14 protein-coding genes are annotated in these 19320 nt (G+C 62.8%); 6 read left to right on the top strand and 8 right to left on the bottom strand.

What is annotated here, in order from left to right; all coding sequences use genetic code 11:
- Window positions 1–616: 616 nt before the first annotated feature.
- Window positions 617–1747 (bottom strand): Ca2+-dependent phosphoinositide-specific phospholipase C, encoded by a 1131-nt coding sequence (locus GGR40_RS19075; protein ID WP_429277837.1) that lies wholly within the window; start codon window positions 1745–1747, stop codon window positions 617–619.
- A complete protein-coding gene (locus GGR40_RS19070; RefSeq protein WP_429277836.1) occupies window positions 1747–4383 on the bottom strand; it encodes a TonB-dependent receptor in 2637 nt (878 codons plus the stop codon). The genes GGR40_RS19075 and GGR40_RS19070 overlap by 1 nt, the downstream gene beginning before the upstream one ends.
- Window positions 4384–5011: 628 nt before the next feature.
- On the opposite strand from GGR40_RS19070, the gene GGR40_RS19065 reads away from it, so the two are divergent.
- The 3 genes from GGR40_RS19065 (at window position 5012) to GGR40_RS19055 (ending at window position 8116) form a co-directional block, all read left to right on the top strand.
- Complete coding sequence (locus GGR40_RS19065; RefSeq protein WP_429277835.1) at window positions 5012–6307, top strand: MFS transporter; 1296 nt, start codon at window positions 5012–5014, stop codon at window positions 6305–6307.
- 2 nt (window positions 6308–6309) lie between these two features.
- Window positions 6310–7128, top strand: a complete 819-nt coding sequence (locus tag GGR40_RS19060) for an alpha/beta fold hydrolase (RefSeq protein WP_429277834.1) — start codon at window positions 6310–6312, stop codon at window positions 7126–7128.
- A 79-nt stretch (window positions 7129–7207) separates the two neighbouring features.
- Window positions 7208–8116: a LysR family transcriptional regulator gene (locus tag GGR40_RS19055; RefSeq protein WP_429277833.1), complete on the top strand. Its 909-nt coding sequence runs from the start codon at window positions 7208–7210 to the stop codon at window positions 8114–8116.
- A gap of 9 nt (window positions 8117–8125) precedes the next feature.
- On the opposite strand, the gene GGR40_RS19050 is transcribed toward GGR40_RS19055, so the two are convergent.
- From GGR40_RS19050 to GGR40_RS19030, 5 genes are all read right to left on the bottom strand, one after another.
- A complete protein-coding gene (locus GGR40_RS19050) occupies window positions 8126–9067 on the bottom strand; it encodes an alpha/beta fold hydrolase (protein ID WP_429277832.1) in 942 nt (313 codons plus the stop codon).
- Between the two features lie 35 nt (window positions 9068–9102).
- Complete coding sequence (locus GGR40_RS19045) at window positions 9103–10470, bottom strand: LLM class flavin-dependent oxidoreductase (RefSeq protein WP_429277831.1); 1368 nt, start codon at window positions 10468–10470, stop codon at window positions 9103–9105.
- 34 nt (window positions 10471–10504) lie between these two features.
- A complete protein-coding gene (locus GGR40_RS19040) occupies window positions 10505–11773 on the bottom strand; it encodes an MFS transporter (protein ID WP_429277830.1) in 1269 nt (422 codons plus the stop codon).
- A 49-nt stretch (window positions 11774–11822) separates the two neighbouring features.
- Complete coding sequence (locus tag GGR40_RS19035) at window positions 11823–12995, bottom strand: M24 family metallopeptidase (protein ID WP_429277829.1); 1173 nt, start codon at window positions 12993–12995, stop codon at window positions 11823–11825.
- Between the two features lie 74 nt (window positions 12996–13069).
- Window positions 13070–15430 (bottom strand): TonB-dependent receptor, encoded by a 2361-nt coding sequence (locus GGR40_RS19030; protein WP_429277828.1) that lies wholly within the window; start codon window positions 15428–15430, stop codon window positions 13070–13072.
- Between the two features lie 450 nt (window positions 15431–15880).
- On the opposite strand from GGR40_RS19030, the gene GGR40_RS19025 reads away from it, so the two are divergent.
- The 3 genes from GGR40_RS19025 to GGR40_RS19015 all read left to right on the top strand — a co-directional run bounded on the left by GGR40_RS19025 (window position 15881) and on the right by GGR40_RS19015 (window position 18708).
- A complete protein-coding gene (locus GGR40_RS19025) occupies window positions 15881–17233 on the top strand; it encodes an LLM class flavin-dependent oxidoreductase (RefSeq protein WP_429277827.1) in 1353 nt (450 codons plus the stop codon).
- A gap of 26 nt (window positions 17234–17259) precedes the next feature.
- On the top strand, window positions 17260–18459 hold the full coding sequence (locus tag GGR40_RS19020; protein ID WP_429277826.1) for a M24 family metallopeptidase: 1200 nt from the start codon (window positions 17260–17262) through the stop codon (window positions 18457–18459).
- A gap of 105 nt (window positions 18460–18564) precedes the next feature.
- Window positions 18565–18708, top strand: coding sequence for a hypothetical protein (locus GGR40_RS19015; protein WP_429277825.1), 144 nt, complete (start codon window positions 18565–18567; stop codon window positions 18706–18708).
- A 103-nt stretch (window positions 18709–18811) separates the two neighbouring features.
- Here the strand turns inward: GGR40_RS19015 and GGR40_RS19010 are convergent, their stop codons facing one another.
- On the bottom strand, window positions 18812–19306 hold the full coding sequence (locus GGR40_RS19010; RefSeq protein ID WP_429277824.1) for a hypothetical protein: 495 nt from the start codon (window positions 19304–19306) through the stop codon (window positions 18812–18814).
- Window positions 19307–19320 lie beyond the last annotated feature (14 nt).

The following is a 19320-nucleotide window of genomic DNA, read 5'->3' as shown; positions in this document are numbered from 1 at the left end:
TGCAGCGAACCGCGACCTCCATCATCTATAAGGCCTTGAGAGATCTGCGCAGTCCAGATACCGCTGGGGCACACATAGATTAAAAGAACGGGCAGATATCTCGGCGTAGATGTGGAGGAAGACGCCTTGAGGTTGGCAGAAGCGAGGGTAATCTAAAGCTATCTGGCTCCTCGCTAAAGCGGGGAGCCAGAACCAATTGATAAAGGCTAGCCACGCCCGTTTTGCGAATGATGGATGGAAAGGACTGTTACCCACATCTGGGAGGTCGCGATCAGCAGCGTCGGTACCATCCTCCCGGGTGAGACGATGGGAGAGCTGCCGGCCCGCACCTGAAGAGCGAAATTCAAGCGCTGAGTGACGGCATGGGTCGATTTTGTGAAGTATGGCGGCCAACTCCAGGCACCTTGCCGTGCAGCGTGACGATGCTATGCGAAACGCAGCAGACCGGCCAGGGCCAATCGGTGCGCCTTCCCTCGGGCACTCCGCCGTCAAGCGGCGCACGGATGCCATGGCGCATGACCAGCACCGCCCGCTCCGTCACCAGATCGCTCGGTGCGCCGTAAGCCGCCGCCGGGATCAGCACGCCCGCACGACTAAGATGGCGCGGATGGCAATCTCAGGGTTTTACGGCACAGGGTCCGGTCACGCGCACCGGACTGCACCCCGCCATCGCGCCGTTTGGCAGGGTGACGGCGAAATGCAGGCCCAGCGGGTCGGGCGCACCGGGATAATAGTCGGTGCTCACCGCCTGAGCGCCGCTCTCTATCGCGGCGCGGACCTTGGTGAAGTCGTGGGCGCGCGCCTCGACAGTGTTGGCGTCGGTGCGGGTGCGCACGATCAGGCCGGCCTTCACCCATTCGCGGATTTTCGCGCCATCGACGAGCGGGTCCTGCACGATCTGGATCGCGCTTTCCGGCTCACCATCGGGATACCATCCGAACATCGCGCGTCCCCGCAGCGAGGGATGGCCGCCGCGGTACGCGTCGGAGACCGCCTGGCGCACGTCGAACAGGACGTAGATTCGCCCGCGCGCCGCCTTCAGCGTGGGCCAGCCCTTCGTCTTCACCGCCTCTGCGAGCGTGGCGGCGTCGCCGCGGACTTCGTCGGGGGTGATGAGCCGTTTCCCGGGCAACGCCGTGCGGATTTCCGCGTCCAATGCATCGAGCAGGCGCGCATCGTCGAGCGGCAGCGGCTGCGTGATCTCGTGCGTGTTCGCGGTATCGGCGGCGTTGAGAGTCAGCATGATCGGCAGGTGGCCGGGGTGCGCCCGCGACCACGCGTCCACTTCGGTCAGGCAGGCGACCAGGGTGAGGCACACGGCGCGATAGTCGACGTCGGGAATGTGCAGCACCTTGTAGCCGGGCTTGCGCATCGCGGCCTCATCGAAGCCCTCCTGCCTTGCGCGGACCCGCTCGGCCGGGGAAAGCAGCGCCTCGCCCCTGGGGGCGGCATAGCGGCCGCCCTCGGGATCGGCGAAGATGTCGATCTCCAGCTGACGCACGCCGGCATCGAGCTGGGCGGACAGCGGCAGGTGGTAGTAGTCCAGCGCCTCGGCCATCTTCGGATCGCGGCGGCGCAGTTCCTCCATCACGGCTGCGGGAATTCGCGTCTTGAAGCTGTTGTGCGAACCGACGACCTGGATGTCGTTCATGCGCAGGGGCCTGAAAGCCGCCGCGTCCTTCGCCGATACCGGGGAGGCCACGACCGCCCCGAGCATCAGCGCCGCGAGAACCGCAGGGCGCAGCATCAGAATTCCGCCCGCGCGCCGAACAGGATCGTGCGGCCGTAGTCGTTGATGTCGCCGTAGCGGATCGGCAGGTCGTTGTAGGTGTACTGGCGCGCCTTGGCGATGTTGATCGCCTCGAGGCTGAGCGTGACATTGCTGGACAGGCGATAAGCGATCGATCCGTCAAGCGAACCGAATGCGGCGGTATAGGTGGGCGCCTGCGTGGTGCTGCCGGTGCCCGACAGATAACGGTCGCGCCAGACGTAGGACAGGCGTGTCGAGATCGGGCCCTTTTCGAAGAAGCCGACCACGTTGAAGCTGTTCTTCGACAGGCCGATCATCTCGTCCTTGATGACGCGCGAACCGGCGGTGTAGTTCGCCTTGACCGAAGTGCGGGTGTAGGACGCCTGGAGACCCAGGCCGTCGAACGGCTGCGGCAGGAAGGTGAACACTTGGCTGTAGGCCGCTTCGAAGCCATAAACCTTGGCGTCACCACCGTTGACCTGGGTGCTGAGCTGCACCGTGCCGCGACCCGGAATGTCGATCGGGACGTTCTGCTGAGTGATGTAGTCGTCCATCGACTTATAGAACACCGCACCGGTGAGCGAACCGGACTTGTTGAAGTACCACTCCAGCGACCCGTCGAACTGGGTGGCGAGGAACGGCACGAGGTCCGGGTTGCCGCCGCTGGCGGTCGGCGCGTCGGTCGAGATGGTGATGCGGGGGGCGCTGTCGGTGACGTTCGGACGGGTCAGCACGCGGCTGGCGCTGAGGCGGCCGACGAGAGAGGGCGTCAGTTCGGCGCGCAGGTTGAAGCTGGGCAGGACGTTGTTGAACGTCTTGGGATACTTGACCGGCGTGATCGCGTTACCGCTGCGCAGGTTGCCGCCCGCGACCTGGTCGGTGTGGACGTAGCGCACGCCGATATTGCCGGTAACCGGCACCGAACCCAGTGAGAAGTCGTAGTCAGCGCGGGCGTAGGCGCTCAGGATCTTCTCGGTTGTGCGGAACGAGGCGGCGAGGTCGGCCGGAGTCAGCGCCGAGTTCTCGACCGTTGGGGTGAAGAAGGCGTCGAGATAGGCGCTTGTCACCGGCACCAGGAAGTTACGCGGGATGTTGTCGCCCAGGCCCTGCAGATAGTCGTCGAAGGGCAGCTGTTCATAGGCACCCGAACCCAGGCTCGACAGCGGGGTGCCGGCAACCGGGTTGACGATGAAGTCCCGGCGCGAATAGTCGCGCTTGCGGAACTGGTACTCGCCGCCGACCGCCAACTTGGAGATGAAGCCCTCGAAATCGTGGGCGACATCGGCGCGGGTGTAGAAGTTCCAGTCCTTGCTGTTCTTCGGCGCGATGTTGAACTGGTAGAGCTGGTAATTGGCCGGGTTGGTGGGGTCGACCGTGGTGTTGAAGTCCGGTACTTCCTTGTAGCCGCGCGTGGCGTCATACGTCAGCGGCGCGAAGAACATGGCGCGGCTGCGCACGGTGCCGACGTCGTAGCTGGGATGGTAGCTGTGCGCATAGGACCAGTTGACGGTGCCGGCGACATGCCAAGCGTCATGATCCCATGTCTGGCGCAAGCCGACGTTGAACAGGTCGTGGCGGTTGAGGCTGTACTCGCGTGAGGCCATGAAGCGCACGTCATTGATCGTGGCCTTCACCACGGTATCGCCGTCCAGCACCACGCTCCCCGGCACGATGGTGGGCCGGTGACCGGCGACACTGGTATCGTCGGGATAGATGTCGAGGCCGTATTCGTCGTATGCGACGTCGAGGCGGGTGGCGAGGACGTTCAGCGTCGTCGTCATTTCCGGATTCGGGCGCCACTGCATCGACAGCATGCCTGAGATGCGCTCGCGCTTCTCGGTCTCAACCGTCGCGCGGGTGCGCGTGGGCAGGTAGAGCCCGGTCTGGCCCAGTTGCGAAGCGAAGCGGTCCTTGTACCAGCCGGCGTTGTACCAGCGGTCGTTGCGCACGTCCTTGGCCCAGTACTGGCCGCCGACGAGGATGCCGAAAGTGTCGTCGTTGTTGACCCAGCTGCTGATGACGGTGGCGGTCGGCTTAACCTTGTCGGTCTGCTCGGTATACGTACCGCGCACGTTGAGCGTGGTCTTGGTGCCGACGTCGAACGGCTCGAAGGTCTTGACGTTGATGTTGCCGCCGAGCGCGCCCTCGGTCATGTCGCCGGTGGGCGTCTTGATAACGTCGATGCTGGAGGTGAACTCGGCCGGGAGCATCTCGAAGCGGAACTGGCGACCGGCGGCACCGCCGTTTTCGATCACTTCGTTCACCGCTACCGGGCTGCCGTTCAGCAGGGTGTTCTGGAACTGCGGGCCAAGGCCGCGCACGCTGACGTTCAGGCCCTCGCCACGCGGGCGCGTGATCGCGACACCGGTGACCAACTGCAGCGCCTCGGCGACGTTCTGGGTGGGGAACTTGCCGATGTCGGTCGAGTTGATCGAATCGACCTGGTACGATGCGGTGCGCTTCGCCTCAGTCGCGGCGCGCAGGCTGCGGGCATAGCTGCCGGTTACGACGATGTCCTCGCCATTGACGCTGGCCCCGGCATCGGACGCGGTTTGCGCGGATGCCGGAAGCACGATGGCCGCGAACAGGATAGCCGACGTCGACGACGCCAAGGCCCGCTTGGTGATACGCATGTGGGATGTGCCCCGAAGAGATTTTTATGTCCGGGGCCCACTAGAAACCACGCATGACGTTTCACCTTCAAAACCGTGACGGTTCGATGACCTTTGCAATTTTATGGAAATATATTTCAAAGTGCAGCGTCGAGGCTCCGACTTCTGGGTCGAGCGGATAAATGCTGAATGACGGGTATAGGAAGCCGTTCGATGAGCTGCGTTCCCGCTGAATGTGGTTTCGCGGTTCTAAATCAGCATCCTAATAGTCTCCCGCCGATGCGAGGGGAAGTGGGTGAAGCCGCCTGCTAAACGATCGGCGGAAGAAGGGTTGTGATCGACACGGTCGAGACAGCGGACTGTCCGCACCTGGGAATTAAGAATTGACCTGCAAGCGGCAGATCAGGGTCGGTCGAAGCAGTCCTGCAGCCGACGTGGCGATTGGCGGACAGCGGTCGAGATCCCGTCGGTTCGACAGGTTGCCTATGCGCAGGAGTGATAAGCTAATCGGCGATTTCTTCCCTCTTCCGCGCAGTGGATAATCGCTCTGTTTCTCGTGATCTTCCACACGGGTGGACTAAATCGGAAACCTTCCGATCCTACGAGAGCGACAAGGATGACGCATACCGAATTGCGCTGCGCCCGAACGATGATTAGTCCAACGGTTGCCTGGCTTACTGTCGTCACGCTGTTTGCGGCTCAAATCGTCTCCACGGTTGACCGGGGAATGCTGGCGCTGGTGATTGATCCGGTTCGTCAGGATTTAGCCATCAGCGAGATGCAGATCGCGCTGCTGCAAGGCTTCGCGTTCTCGATCTTCTACGTGACGGTTGGCTTGCCGCTGGGTGCGGTGGCGGATGTGGTAAACCGGCGGCGGCTGCTCATCGCGGGTATCCTTGTATGGAGCGCCGCGACGATTGCGGGCGGCTTTGCGCAAGGCTTCGGATCGATGTTCGCATCGCGCCTGTTCATCGGCGTGGGGGAAGCCGTGCTTGGGCCATGTGCCGTCACGATGATCAGCGATCTGTTCCCGGCGGAGCGACGCGGCAGGCCGATGGCGCTGTATGTCTTCGGCAGCATGATCGCTTATGGTCTTGGCTCCCTTGTCAGCGGGGTGATCCTGGATCTTGCTCCCAAGGGAGCCTTCGCGGCAATCCCGGTAATCGGCGACATGGCTCCCTGGCGGATTGCCTTCACGCTGGTGGGCAGTTCCGGTTTGCTGATCGTGCTATTTCTGTTCCTGCTGCGCGAACCTGAGCGACGGCTGAACCATAACGTTGACGGTGCGGCGGCGCCCAAGGTCACTTTTGCCGAGGGCCTTGGCATGCTGGCGGCGCGCAAGTCCGTGTTTCTGCCGCTTTACGGTTCGCTGGCGCTGTTCGCGATGGGCGGGTCCGTGGCGACGGGGTGGGGCGCGGTGTTCCTGACGCGGGCCTTCGGGTATCAGGTGGGCGTGGCGGGCAAGGGCCTTGGCACCAGCCAGATCGCATGGTCGGTGATCGGCGCCCTTGTGGCAGGCATCGTGGTCGACCGGGTCGGCGCGCGATCGGGCGCGGCGGGGCGCATGCGGTTGGCGGGCGTCCTGTCGCTGACCGGCATCCCGTGCAGCCTTCCGCTTCTGGCGCCAAGCGGCTCGGTGGCGACGGTCATGCTGGGCGAGGTCATGCTTGTCAGCGCGATTTACGGCACGACGATGCTGTCCGTCATTTCCGAGATCGCGCCTGCCAAAATCCGTGGGTTCGCAGTGGCGCTTTATGCCTTCGTGATGACGGTCATCGGCGGATCGCTTGGTCCCGTGGCTGTCGCATGGCTGACCGAGTCCGTCTTCGGCTCTCCTTTGGCAGTCGGCAATTCGATGGCGGTCGTCGGCCTGTGTGCCTTCGTGGTTTCGGCGCTGCTGGCGTTTCGCGCCGCATCGGCCTTTTCCTTCAAGGAGTTGTCCTGACCATGCCCCATATCCTGCGCGGTTATGCGCCCAGCCGTTTCGGCCAGCTTCATTACCGTGTAGCGGTGTGCGAGGCTGTCGATGCGCTGCCGCCGCTTCTGTGCCTCCACCAGACCCCGAGCAACAGCGGAGACTGGCTGCCGGTGATGGAGCCGTTGGCAGCCCGGCGCACGGTGATCGCCGTCGATACTCCCGGCTACGGCATGAGCGATGCCCCGCCCGAGCCAGTGGCGATCGAGGACTTCGCCCAGATCATGGCCCGGTTCATGACCGACCTTGCCGAGCAGGGGCTTGTCCCGTCCGGGCCGTTCGACGTCATGGGCTTTCATACCGGATCGCTGATCGCCACGGAACTGGCGCGCAGTCTGCCGAAACGGGTGCGGCGGGTGGTCGTGTTCGGACTGGCGGCCTACCCTGCCGAACTGCGTGAAGAGAAACTGTCGAACCTGCTTGGCGCTTTCCCACCGCCGGGGCCGGATCTTACCCACGTCGAAAAGCTATGGGCGATCATCGGCCAGTTGAGCGATCCGCGCATCTCTTACGAGGAACGGCATATCAGCATGGCCGAATGCCTGCGTCTGGGCGTGCGGATGCCGTGGGGGTATATTTCGGTCTACCGCTACGATTTCCTGGGTGCGATGGCGCAAGTGTCGCAGCCGGTGCTGGTGATGAACCCGCAGGACGACTTGTGGGAGCCGACCCTCGCCCATTCACATGTATACCCGAACGGTCGGCGCGTGGACATCGAAGGCGTCGCCCATGGCGTGCTCAAGCTGGAGAACGCACGCGTCGTTGCGGAGATCGACACATTCCTGCACTGACAGCCGGCCATAGGGGCTTGAGCACGCGCGCAGACCTGACACAGTGTGCCTTGCCAGTGGTCGGGGAGCAGAAGAACTCGTGAATCTCGTACAGCTCAAGCGGATGATCGCGATCTATGAGAGCGGCAGCTTGCGCAAGGCGTCGAAGATGGTGGGCATTACCCAGCCTGCGCTGACGCTCAGCATTCGGCAGTTGGAGGAAGAGTTCAACGCCAGCCTGTTCGAGCGCGGCCCGAATGGCGTGCGTCCGACCGAGATGTGCGAGAAGCTGGTCCAGCGCGCACGGCTGATGCTGATGGAAGAACAGCGCATTCTCAACGATCTGGCAACGGCGAACCGGGTGCCGAAGATTTCGATCGGCGTACACCCGATCGTCATGAACGACATGATGAGCCGGGCCGTGCGTCAATTCGTGGATCAGAGCGGCGCCGTCGATGTGTGGGTGCGCGAAGGATACACGACGTTCCTGCTGGACGTGCTGGCCGCAGGAGAGCTGGACTTCGCTTTTTGCGGGTTGCCCGAAGGCTATGCAAGCGAGGCTCTGACTTTCGAGCCGCTTTTCAAGCACGAATATGCTGTCGTGGCGGTTCCCGATCACCCCGTATTCGCGATGACGCCCGATGAGATGGTGCGGGGAACGGATTTCGTATGGGCGCATGTGCGCGCTTATGAAAAGGTCGATCCTCTCGACAACGACGAGGTTGCCGACAACCTTCGCCAGTTCGGATTTTCGCGGCAGAACAGGTCGGTCGCAACAACGTCCGTGGCCTTCGTGAAGACGATGATCCTGCATTCGGGCATGATCGGTCTGGTCGCGTGCGAAGCGGTTGCAGATGAACTGGCGGGCGGCGTCCTGCGGCGTCTGCCGGGGTCGGTCACACCGGCGCTGGCCTTTGGCTTCATCACGCTGAAGGACCGCTACGAGACGCGCACTGTACGCCAGCTAAAAGCCATCATACGCCAGTGCTGCGCCCGTAGATCTGATTGACCACAGCCCTCAAGTCTCGTTCAGAAACGCCTTGAGCACGCGCCCGGTGACGGGCGGATTGTCCTGCATCACGAAGGCGCCGGCATTCTCCACCACCGCGGTCTTGCCGCGTTTCAGAGTGGCTTCGGCGGCGGGACGGAACTTGGGATATGCCTTGTCGAACTCGCCATAGACCAGCAGTGTCGAGGCTTCGATCCGGCGCATGGTGCCAGCGATCTCGGTAATGGCGACGCCACGCTCCGAGGGCTGAATCCACTTGCCCGCCGCCTTGCGGCTCAGGATGCCATCGGCGTTGATCGGCCCGGTGTTGACGATGCCGAAGATCTGCGAAAGCAATTCGGGCGGAGTGGGAACGGGATCGCCGTTGCTGTCGAACAGGGCGCCCTGCTTGTCATCGACCGCAGCCTTGATCTCGGCCAGAGTGCGGCGATGGCCCAGAGCACAAGACACCAGCGCCAGCTTGTTGATCCGCTCTGGCCAGAACGCTGCCAGTGGCACGGCCAGGCAACCGCCCAACGAGGTGCCGATGAGGTCCACTTTGTCGAAGCCCAGTTCATCGAAAGCGCCGACCAGCAGGGCTGCCGTTTCGCCCAGAGACTGAATGTAAGGCGCGGGGCCGTCCCATCGGGAACCGCCGTGGCCGGGCAGGTCGAAAGCATAGACCTGCCGCCCCTCGGCAAGCATCGGCGCCACGAAACGCCAGTCCGACAGCCAGCCGCCCAGCTTGTGCAGCAGAACAACCGGAGGTTGCCCTGCCACCGGCTCACCGATCACCGCGTAATGCAGGACGCCCCCAGCGCGCCGCAGATCGCCTTGTCGGGTCCACGGACCTTTCGGCGGAAGCGGGGCAGCTGTTGGTTCAGGCGCTGGTTTCGGGGCCGCAAGGGCGGGGAGCGCGGAGGCCGCCCCGGCAAGCCCGATGGCGCTGGCGATCTGACGACGGCTGAACATGGCGGTGTCCTCTTCTGGGCAGGCGATGGATACGATCAGGCCCACATCCGGGGTTCGCACCCCAGCGCAGGATTGGTGACGAAGGCATTTTCCGGATGGGGCAGGCCAAGGTTCTCGCGCAGCGTATCGCCTTCGTACTCGTTACGGAACAGGCCGCGCTTCTGAAGGATGGGGATGACCTGATCGACGAAATCCTCCAGCACGCCGGGCTGGTAGTTCGGGGAGAGGGAGAAGCCGTCCGCAGCGCCCGCACGGAACCAGTCTTCGCACAAGTCGGCAACCTGTTCGGGCGTGCCGGTGTAGGAAAAGCTGGCTCGTGACACGACTACCCGGCGGGCAAGCAGGCCGATCGGCAGATCCTCTTCACGCGCCATACGGATGATCGATTGCTGCACCCACTTGCCGCCATTCGTCTCGGGCAGGTCCGGCAGCCTGTCGTTCACCGACAGGCGCGACAGGTCGACGCCAAGCTGCAGGCCAAGCGTGCGCAGGGCGAGTGCTTCCGGAACCAGATCAAGCAGTTCCTCGTCCGCCCGGCGGGCTTCGGTCTCGCTGGCGCGGACCATCAGCTGGACCGAGGGGATGATCTTCACATGATCGGGATTGCGACCCAAAGCGGCGGCGCGGGCGCGCATGTCGTCTCGAAATTCCTTCGCCACGTCCAGCGAACTGGCGGCGGTGAAGATCATGTCCGCCGTGCGTGCGGCCAGCGCGCGGCCCGGTCCGGAACCGCCCGCCTGCACGATGATCGGATGGCCCTGCGGGGGGCGGGCGACATTGAGCGGCCCGGCTACCGTGAAATGCTCCCCCTTGTGATCCAGTTCATGGACTTTGGCCGGATCGAAGTAGCGGGCGGCTTCGCGGTCGCGCAGGATGGCGCCGTCCTCCCAGCTGTCCCACAGGTTCCGGCAGACGTCCACGAACTCTTCGGCGCGGGCATAGCGGGCGTCGTGATCCATATTGAGATCGCGCCCGAAATTGCGTGCCTCTCCATCGCTGGCCGAAGTGACGACATTCCAACCCGCACGCCCTTTTGAGATGTGATCCAGCGAGGCGAAGCGGCGGGCGATGGCGTAAGGTTCGTTGTACGTGGTGGAGGCAGTGGCGATCAGGCCGATATGCTTCGTCACCACGGCCAGCGCGGCCAGCAGGGTGGTCGGCTCCAGCTTGCCCGCATAATCGGTGGCCGCAAAGGCATGCTTGCCGGAAATATGCGGGAAGCCCTGGGAATCGCCCGAGAAATAGCAGTGCATCTTGCCGCGCTCTGCCGTCTGGGCAAGATGCGCGAAGTGAGCGAAGTCGTGCTGGTCGACGGCAGGGGCGCCCGGCCAGCGCCAGCCTCCGGGATGCGCGCCGCTGTTGTGGATGAAGGTGGCGAGGATCATCTGATTGGGGTCGGGCATGGTACAGGCTCCGAAGGGATCAAGAGTAGCGGCATCACGAATGGCTGGCGCCAATCACGCGCGCCAGTTCGCCGTCCGCCGAAGCGGTACGATAGACGCGCGAGGCAGCCGCAAAGCAGGCCGCTGCCAGCAACAGGCAAGGCAGCACGACGAGGACGAAGGATGCGGCGATGCGCGAAGGATCGCCCAGCACTTTCTCCGATACGAAGGCGATGGCGAACGGCCCTCCCGCGCCCGCTGGCAATGCCGCGACGACGCTGAGGAAGGCGTAGGAAAAGCCACGCATGTCATTGGGCACGATTTCCTGCACGGTCGCGTTCATGGCGACGTTCAGCATGGGCGTGGTCAGGCTGATGGTCGCCAGCGCCGCGATGGCGAGGCCGACGCCGGGCGCGTAGCCTGCGAAGGCGGTCGGCAAGGCGATCAGCGGTAGCACAGCCATCAGTCCGATGCGCCCGGACTTGCGACTATCGGCAGCGAAACCGCCCAATATATAGCCGGAAATGCCCGCGATCATCATGCCCAGCCCCAGCAGGTTGGCGATTTGTGGCAGGGTCAGCCCATAGGTCCGCATCAGCAGCGGAGCCGTCCACGATGTTACGCCCACGAACGCCAGATAATAAAGGCAGAAGCCGCCGAACAGCGGCGCGATCAACTTGCGTTGGCGCAGCAGGTAAGCCAGCTTCTCGCCAACCCGTGCGGGAGCCTTGCGTTCGGGGGATATCCCCCGGCGCACTGGTTCGCGGATCGTCAGGAAAGCGATGCCGACGATGGGACCAACGATCCCGCATAGCAGGAACGCACTGCGCCACGGGATAACCAGCCCATAACCGGGCAGCGTAATATGCAGGTTGGTGGCCAGAATGGCACCGGGAACGACAGACGACAGCGCCGTGCCGATCGTCGCGCCGATCAGGTACGCGCTCAGCGCACGCCCACGCCGCTCGGGCGGAAACATGTCTGCGATCAGCGACATCGCGGCAGGGGCGACAGCTGCCTCGCCAAGCCCCACAAGCGCGCGGAAGACGAAGAATGTCGCGAAGTTGGGGGCCAGGCCACCCAGAGCGGTGGACAGGCTCCACACGATGATGGCGCCGCCCAGCACGCGCTTGCGGATGTGCCGGTCGATCAGTGAGCCAAGCCACAGCCCGCACACGCCGCTTAGCAAGGAATAGGCAAGGCCCATGAGCAGGCCCATCCGAATGTCGTCGATGCCGAGGTCGGCCTTGATCGGATCGGCCAGGACGCCGACGATGGCCTTGTCGATACTGTAGAAGATGGCTGCCAGAAACAGTAGCAGCATGGGCCAGAAGGTCTGCCGTACGGGCGGGAAGGGGGGCATCGCAGCAGCCTCAGTCGACACGGACGGTACGCCCGTCGATGCAGGCCATAAGACGGCCGTCGGCATCGTTGAGAATTTCGACCCTGTCACCGTCGAGGTAGATGATGTCCTCGAAATGGAACTTGCCGATTTCGGGTCCGATCCATGGCAGATCGCAGCTCAGAACCATGCGGTCGACCAGCTCGAAGCTGTGCATGCCGCCGCCGGGATGGGGGTGATCGGTATGCTCAAGGCCGACCGAGTGCAGCCCGCAAGCCCGAAATTCCAGATTGCCGTGCGCCTGGATGGAGGCGACGACAGCCTTCTCCACATCGGTGGACAGGCGCCCTGCGCGAAATTCCGGCAAAGCGGCTTTCCAGCCAAGGCGCGTGGCATTGTATCGCTTCAACTGTTCGGGAGATGGTTCGCCGATCACGGCAGTACGGCCGATATCGCTGGTGTAATGGGAGAACTCCGCGGTGGCGTCGAACGTCACCATATCGCCCTGTTGCAGCTCCGCGATCTTGGGCAGGCGGCCAAAGCCCGGACGGTACGGGGTGATCAGCAGGAATACCGGGCGCCCACCGGCCAGAGCGGCGGCGGACCAGAATACGCGCTCGGCCTCGGCGCAAGTCGCACCGGCGGCCAGCGCTTCGGCGGAAATCTGCAACGCGAGTTCGGTCTTGCGCGCGGCGGCCCGCATGTGGGCCATCTCAGCCGACGTCTTGACCATACGCATGTCGCGCAGGAGGTCGCGGGCCTGAACGACATCCGCGGTACCGCCCAGCACAGCATTGACGTCCAGGCCCAGTCCGCGATCCTCGAAGGCGATGCGGGATTTATCGAGGCCCAGCTCTCGCAGGTATTGCGCAACGGCTTCCTGATGATTTTGCGGCAGACCTTCTGCGGTCAGGGCGCCTTGCACGCCGCCAGCGCCGATACCCGGCTTGCGGGCATAGCCGCGCACCGCCATCCATGTGCCTTGTCCCTGCTGGGGCTGGCCCATGTCGACTTCGACGGTCAGCACGGCCGCGTCCAGCGCATGGTCGCGCGGCAGGATGGCCAGAGCCAGATCTGCGAAGCCCCAACTGGCGTCCGTGGCCCAGCTTGACAGGTAGTACGTGTTGATCGGCGTGGACGCGACGATGGCGGCAATGTTCTCGCGGTCCATCAGGGCGTCGGCGCGATCTCTGTTGATGAGCATGATCTCTTTTTCCGGTTTGGGAATCATCTGGCGCGCGGGAGGGGAAAGGCCCTGGCCCCGCGCGCCGGTGCTCATCAGAACTTCACGGTCGATCGCACGCCGAACGTCCGCAGGTCGCGCAGTGCCACCGCAACGCCGGAGAACGGCGAGAGATAGGCGTTGGTGCGGTCCAGCAGCGTGAAGTCGATACCCGCCGGATAAGCCTTGTTGTTGAACACGTTGGTGACGAAACCTTCCAGCGTGAAACGATCGTCGCCGAAGCCTGCGCGCAAGTTGACCTGCGTCATGTCGGGCGTGCGCGTCAGGTTCGAGGCATTGGTGTAGACCCCAGATTTGTACGTGAAATCGGCACGACCAAAGGCTTCCAGATCCCCGCGCAGAGGGGCGGTGTAATTGGCCGAGACCGAGCCGGACCAGCGCGACGCCAGCGGATTGTGCTTGCCGCTGAAGTCGCTGATGCCGGTAAGGGCAGTAACGGTCGGCGCGCTGAGCCTGCGGATATCGCTTTCGTTGTACGATCCGTTGGCGGACAGTGTCAGGCGATCGCTGAGTGCGAACGAGAAGTCACCCTCAAGGCCATACATCCTGACCTTGCCGGTGTTGAGCTGTGCCTGGATGTTGTAAACCACGCTGCTGGCCGGATCGATCAGGGTGATGACGTTGGCGTTCAGCTGGTCCTTCCAGATGCCGTAATAGGCGGACACGGCATAGCGCAGGCGATTGCCCATCGCGCGGCCCTTGGCGCCGATTTCGAAGTTGTCCAGCTTCTCGGGCTCCACCGCGATGCGCAGTCCCGCATCGGCGGCCAGGATCTGTGCCGCCGGGCTGAGGTTGGACAGGAAGACGGTGTTGAACGCTGCCGGGTTCACGCCCTTGGAGTAGGAGGCATAAACCATCATGTCAGGCGTGACGTCGTAATTGACGATCACGCGCGGGGTGAAATTCTTGTAGGTCTGCTTGGCCAGAACAGAGCCTTCGGCGTAGAAACCGGGCGTCGCGAAAGCATCCGACGCAATGGTCTGTCCACCCGGACGGGCATAGGCATACAGCGTATCGATCTGATAGCGGCCATCGAAGTTGATGCTCAGGCCCGGTGTGATCTTGTAGCCAAGACCGAAGAAGGCGCCGAACGTGCGGTTGCGGGTCTTGCCCGAAACGACGCTGAACTGGCTGATGCCCAGCGCGCCGTTGTTGCCGCCGCCGCCGCCCTGGAAGGTGGCGTTCAGGTAGCTGCCGCCCAGCGTCGCGGTGAAAGGTCCGCCGTCATCATAGCTGGCGCGCACTTCCTGCGAGAAGTCCTTGCTGATCGCTTCAACCAGATAGGGATAATCGAAGTAGCTTGGCGCTCCCGGAGCCGTGCCGACTGCATTCGATGAATTGGGTGCAGTCGTGTTGTAGTACAAGTCGAGGTCTGACAACTGGCTGCGCCGCTCGTTGTTGTAACCGGTCAGCGATGACAGCGTTACGCCGCTGCCGATCTCCCAGTCGACATTGAAATGCAGATGGTAGAAGCGGCTGCGCAGGCCATATCCCTGTACGCCGTCTTCCGGGTTGATCAGCCTGCCGCGCGGGTTGGCGAGGAAGTCCTGAATGAACGGTGTGTTGACCGTGTTCATCGAAGGCGCGCCCGCAGGCAGGCCGGGCAGGGTGCCGCAGAAGTAACGATTGCGGCCGAATGCGCAGTTCGAGGAATCGGGGACGATCACCGCGCCGTTCGACGGGTTGGTAAGAGTATGGGCTGCAAGCAGGCCAGTTGCGTTCGGACCGTCATCGTTCTTTGAGATCATCGCGAAGGCTTTCGCCTTCAGGTTAGATGCAGGCGTGAACTCCATTGCCAGCGTGGCTGCGCGGGTGCGCTGATCGCCCAGGGTCTGACCGGGAACGCCCTGGTTCTTCCATGACCCACCCTTGGCGGTTTCCTGCACCGTGGCGCGCAAGCCCACCAGCCCTTCGATCAGCGGAGCGCCGATGGATGCCTGAATTTCGTGGTTGTCGCGCGTACCGATCATGCCGGTGATCTGGGCTTCAAGCCGGTCCGGCGTGGACCTGGTCACGACATTGACCGCACCTGCAAAAGTCTGACGCCCGAAGTAGGCGCTTTGCGGGCCTTTCAGGACTTCGATGCGCTCAGGATCGGAAATGGTCTGGATCGCAGTCGCGGTGGAAACCGGGACGCCGTCGATGAACATCGATGCCGTCTGCACCGTGCCACTGGAAGGCGTGAAGCCACGGATGATGACCTGCTGGAAAGAACGGTCGTTGCGCCCCGATGCGCTGGACACGATTTTCATGCTGGGCGTGAACGAAGACAAGTCGGTGATCGACTGCACGCCGCGCTGCTGCATATCCTCACCCGACAAGGCGGTGACGGAAATCGGCGTCTTGAGGATGTCCTCGCCACGCTTGCGCGCCGTTACGACAATATCGCCCGGCATGCTGGGCGCCGTCTGTGCGGCATCGTCCTGCGCCTGCGCACTTGCGGAAAAACCAGTTACTGCAAATGATGCACAAGACATAAGAAGGGCGCCGCGAAGCGCCACCTTGCTGGTCATGATTGCTTCCTCATTTCGATCCCTGACCGTTATTGGCCTGAGTATTTGAGATCGTTCTTCCTGCGAGAATTAGGATTTTGTTTTCTGCATTCTCAATTTTTGTGGCGGACTGTCATCAATTCGCCGTTCGACGGGTGCACCGTAACACTGGTTTTTTTCGCTTCGGAAATCAGAACCCCTTATCACCTTCAACAAATCCTGATTGGCGTATTCCGCGCGGGCGTGCTGGTTAGAAAGCCCGTTCCGATGGACGCGATGTGGTCCACCTGTCGCCTCTGCGGGGACGGGTCAATCGAACACGCACAATTTGCTGATGAGGCGCGAAAAGACGTCATGAAACTGCTTGCTTTCCTCATGCAGACCGGCGGCCATATCGCAGGCTGGCGCCATGAGCGTGCCGCCGAGAATGCCCTTTGCGATGCAGACTATTTTCGCGCGCTTGGCCGCACGGCGGAGAAGGGGCTGTTCGATGGCGTATTTCTGGCGGACTATGTCGGTTACCACCCGGTCAAAGGCGCATCGGTCTTTGCCGGGCTGGAGACGCCCAAGCTAGATCCGCTAGTCGTGCTCGCCACGATCGCAGCCGCAACCAGCAAGCTTGGCCTGATCGGCACGGCGTCCACCACGTACAGCCATCCTTATGATCTGGCGCGTCGGTTTGCCTCGCTCGACCACATGAGCGGCGGGCGGGCGGGGTGGAACATCGTGACGTCGACGATGGAAAACGAAGCGCACAATTACGGTTTCGATGCGCATCTTGCCCATGCCGACCGGTATGCCCGCGCAGAAGAATTCGTCGCACTGGCCCGCAAGCTCTGGGATAGCTGGCAGGAAGGTGCCGTCATCGCGGACAAGGCCAGCGGCGTTTACACCGATCCGGCCCGGATCAGCGGGGTGAACCATCAGGGCACCCATTTCCGCGTCGCCGGTCCTCTGACGGTCCCGCGCCCGCCGCAGGGACATCCGGTGCTGGTTCAGGCGGGCGCGTCCGCTACCGGGCAGCAGTTCGCTGCTGCGAACGCGGAAGTGATCTTCACCTCGCACCCGACAATCGCCACGGCGCAAACATTCCGAAAGGACATGCACGCGCAGCTGGAGCGGTTTGGCCGCAGCGCGGGCAGCCTCAAGATCATGCCTGCCGTCACTCCGGTCATAGGCCGCACCCGAACGGAGGCGGAAGATCTGAAGCGCCGGTTAGACAGCCTCATCCCCGCAAGAATTGCGATAGCGAAGCTGGAGGCCCTGTTGGGCAACATCGACTTGTCCGGCGCAGACCCGCAAGCTCAGCTCCCGCCTCTGCCCGCCGAAGCGCTGGAAGGTCAGAATTCCACACGCGATCGCGTGCTTGAACTTGCAGAGCGTGAGGGATTGGCCATTGCGGAACTGGCGCGAAGGGTTGCGGCCGGGCGGACCGGTCACACGATCGTGGGCACGGCACAGGATGTCGCCGAAACGCTTATTGCCTGGAAAACGGGCGGTGCGGCAGACGGGTTCGTGATTTCCGCGCCCTTCCTGCCCGGCGGTCTGGAAGACTTCGTCGATATGGTCGTACCGATACTGCAGGAGCGTGGCCATTATCGCCGCGAATACGAAGGATCGACGCTGCGCGAAAATCTGGGGCTGTCGCGGCCGGTAAACTGCTTCGAGGCCGATCCCGCTTCGCGTTCGCAACCGGAAATCTGGTGAGGCTTATGAATACGCTTGCTCCCCTAATGAACCGTATCGAGGCCGAGCGCGTGCTTGGTGCAGCCGGTGTATCGGCGCTTGTTCTTGCGGACCCTGTGAACGTCTACCATGCCACCGGTTTCTGGCCGCAGATGGTGACGATGGGGCAGTCGGGCGCCGTTCTTGCCGTGGTCCCGGCATCTGCCGATGAACCGGTGGTGCTCATCACCAGTCAATTCATCCACTATCTGCACGATGTGGATGACGTGGCGCGTGAAGATCCGGTCCGCATTCTGCTGTATACCGCGCCGGATGGACTGGAGGGCGCCGCTGCGCCGATCTTCCTGAACGAAGCTCCGGGCGGCAGACCCGATCCCCTGGACGCAATCAGCCGCGCCGGGACGAAGCGCGTGCTGGAACGTCGTCCTGCTTACCCGACTGCCGCTGCGGCAGTGAGAGCGGCAGCCGCTCCATATGCCGGACACATCTCCGTCGACACGTTGAATGCGGCGGCTGCGCTGGGGATGGACGGGCCTTGTCGCCCCGCCGAGCCATTGCTGCGCTGGATCCGCATGATCAAGTCGCCTGCCGAGATCGCCCTGATGCGTCATGCTGCAGCCAGCAACGCCGCTTCTGCGCGCGAGGCGATCCTTTCGATGCGGGTGGGCAACACTTACGAAGACCTGCGCCTCGCCTTTTTCGAGGCTACGGGCCGGCGAGGCGGTATTCCGCTATTCATGTCAACGGACAGCATGGCGATGCGCCGCGATGGCGTCTTGCACGAAGGCCGCAGTTTTCAGATCGACGCCGTCAGTAGCTATGCGGGCTATCATGGTGATTTCGGGCGGACGGTATTCGTCGGACAGCCCGAAGCTATCGTGGTGCGTATGGTGGAGGCGGCGGCATGTGCGAATGACGCCATCGCCAGCGCTCTTCGGCCTGGACTAAGCTATTCCGACGTTCGCCGCATCGGGCACGATGCGGTTGTGCAGGCGGGTTACGACGTGGCGGTCGCCTGCGGTACGCACAGCGTTGGTCTTTATCATACGGATGAGGCGTTCAAAGATGGCAGCCCGAACTTCGCCAAAGACGATCATATCCTGCGCACGGGCATGGTGGTCAGCGTCGATTGCCCGGTATTGCATCTAGATGCAGCGGGCAATGTGCATCTTGAGGATTTATGGTTGATCACCGAGGAAGGGTGCGAAGCTCTCAATCAGAGAGATGAGGTTTTCATCCAAATTTGATAGGCTGCACGCAAGGCTGCGGAAGCTGTACGCCTGAGCACCATCTCACCCGAAGCGCAAACCGGGAAACTCGCCGATCTCATCCGCAATACGCAATCAATCGTCATGGGCAGTTCCGGGATCGCCAAGGTCTATCTCCGCGAAAAGCTGCAGATCCTCGCCACCATGACCGAAGGTGATCCGAATTTGGATGATCGGACCATGGCATTGATCGAGCATGCCGAGACAAGCATAGGCTTGCGTCCGTGAGGTAATCTGCTCTGCCTCCAGAGCTTGCAATTGCTCAGCTTCCACCATGGCAGGGAATCGAACCGTCTGAAGGGGGGACGGCGATACCTTGACCACCTACACTTTACTCAACGCCCACATCGAACGAGAAACGCCGCAGGGCTGGCCCGTCCATGCGATGAGGCACAACATCGCCAATAAGGTCTACTTTCCGGAAATGGGCTGCGCACCGCGCATGGTCAGAATGAGCGAGCGAGTGAAAGCGAGAGGACAGTACCGGATTGCTGATTGCGCCGTTCACTGCCGCTGAAGGTGCCCGCCCGGCTGGGGGTGTAGAAATGGCGCGTCCGAGAATTGTCCTTGCGTTGAAGGCGGTGGCGCGCAGGGTGGCCTTGAAGCCGGCCAGCGCCGTCGGTTCGACATAGGCGCCCCACAGGGCATGGTCGCGCCAGTGCAGGATTTCGCCGGTATAGAAGACTTGCGCTTCCTCCGGCGCGGTCCAGGTAACGCCCCAGGACGACTTTAGCTGGGGTATGTCGTGGCGAAATTCCATCGTTAACGAGGTAAATGCCGACGCCGCAACCGAGTTCGCATAAGGGCAACGGCCGAGATTTGCCACGCGCGGGATGGGAG

This window comes from Novosphingobium gossypii (assembly GCF_050433305.1).
Classification (GTDB): domain Bacteria; phylum Pseudomonadota; class Alphaproteobacteria; order Sphingomonadales; family Sphingomonadaceae; genus Novosphingobium; species Novosphingobium gossypii.
This window is presented reverse-complemented; position numbering and strand designations above follow the sequence as displayed.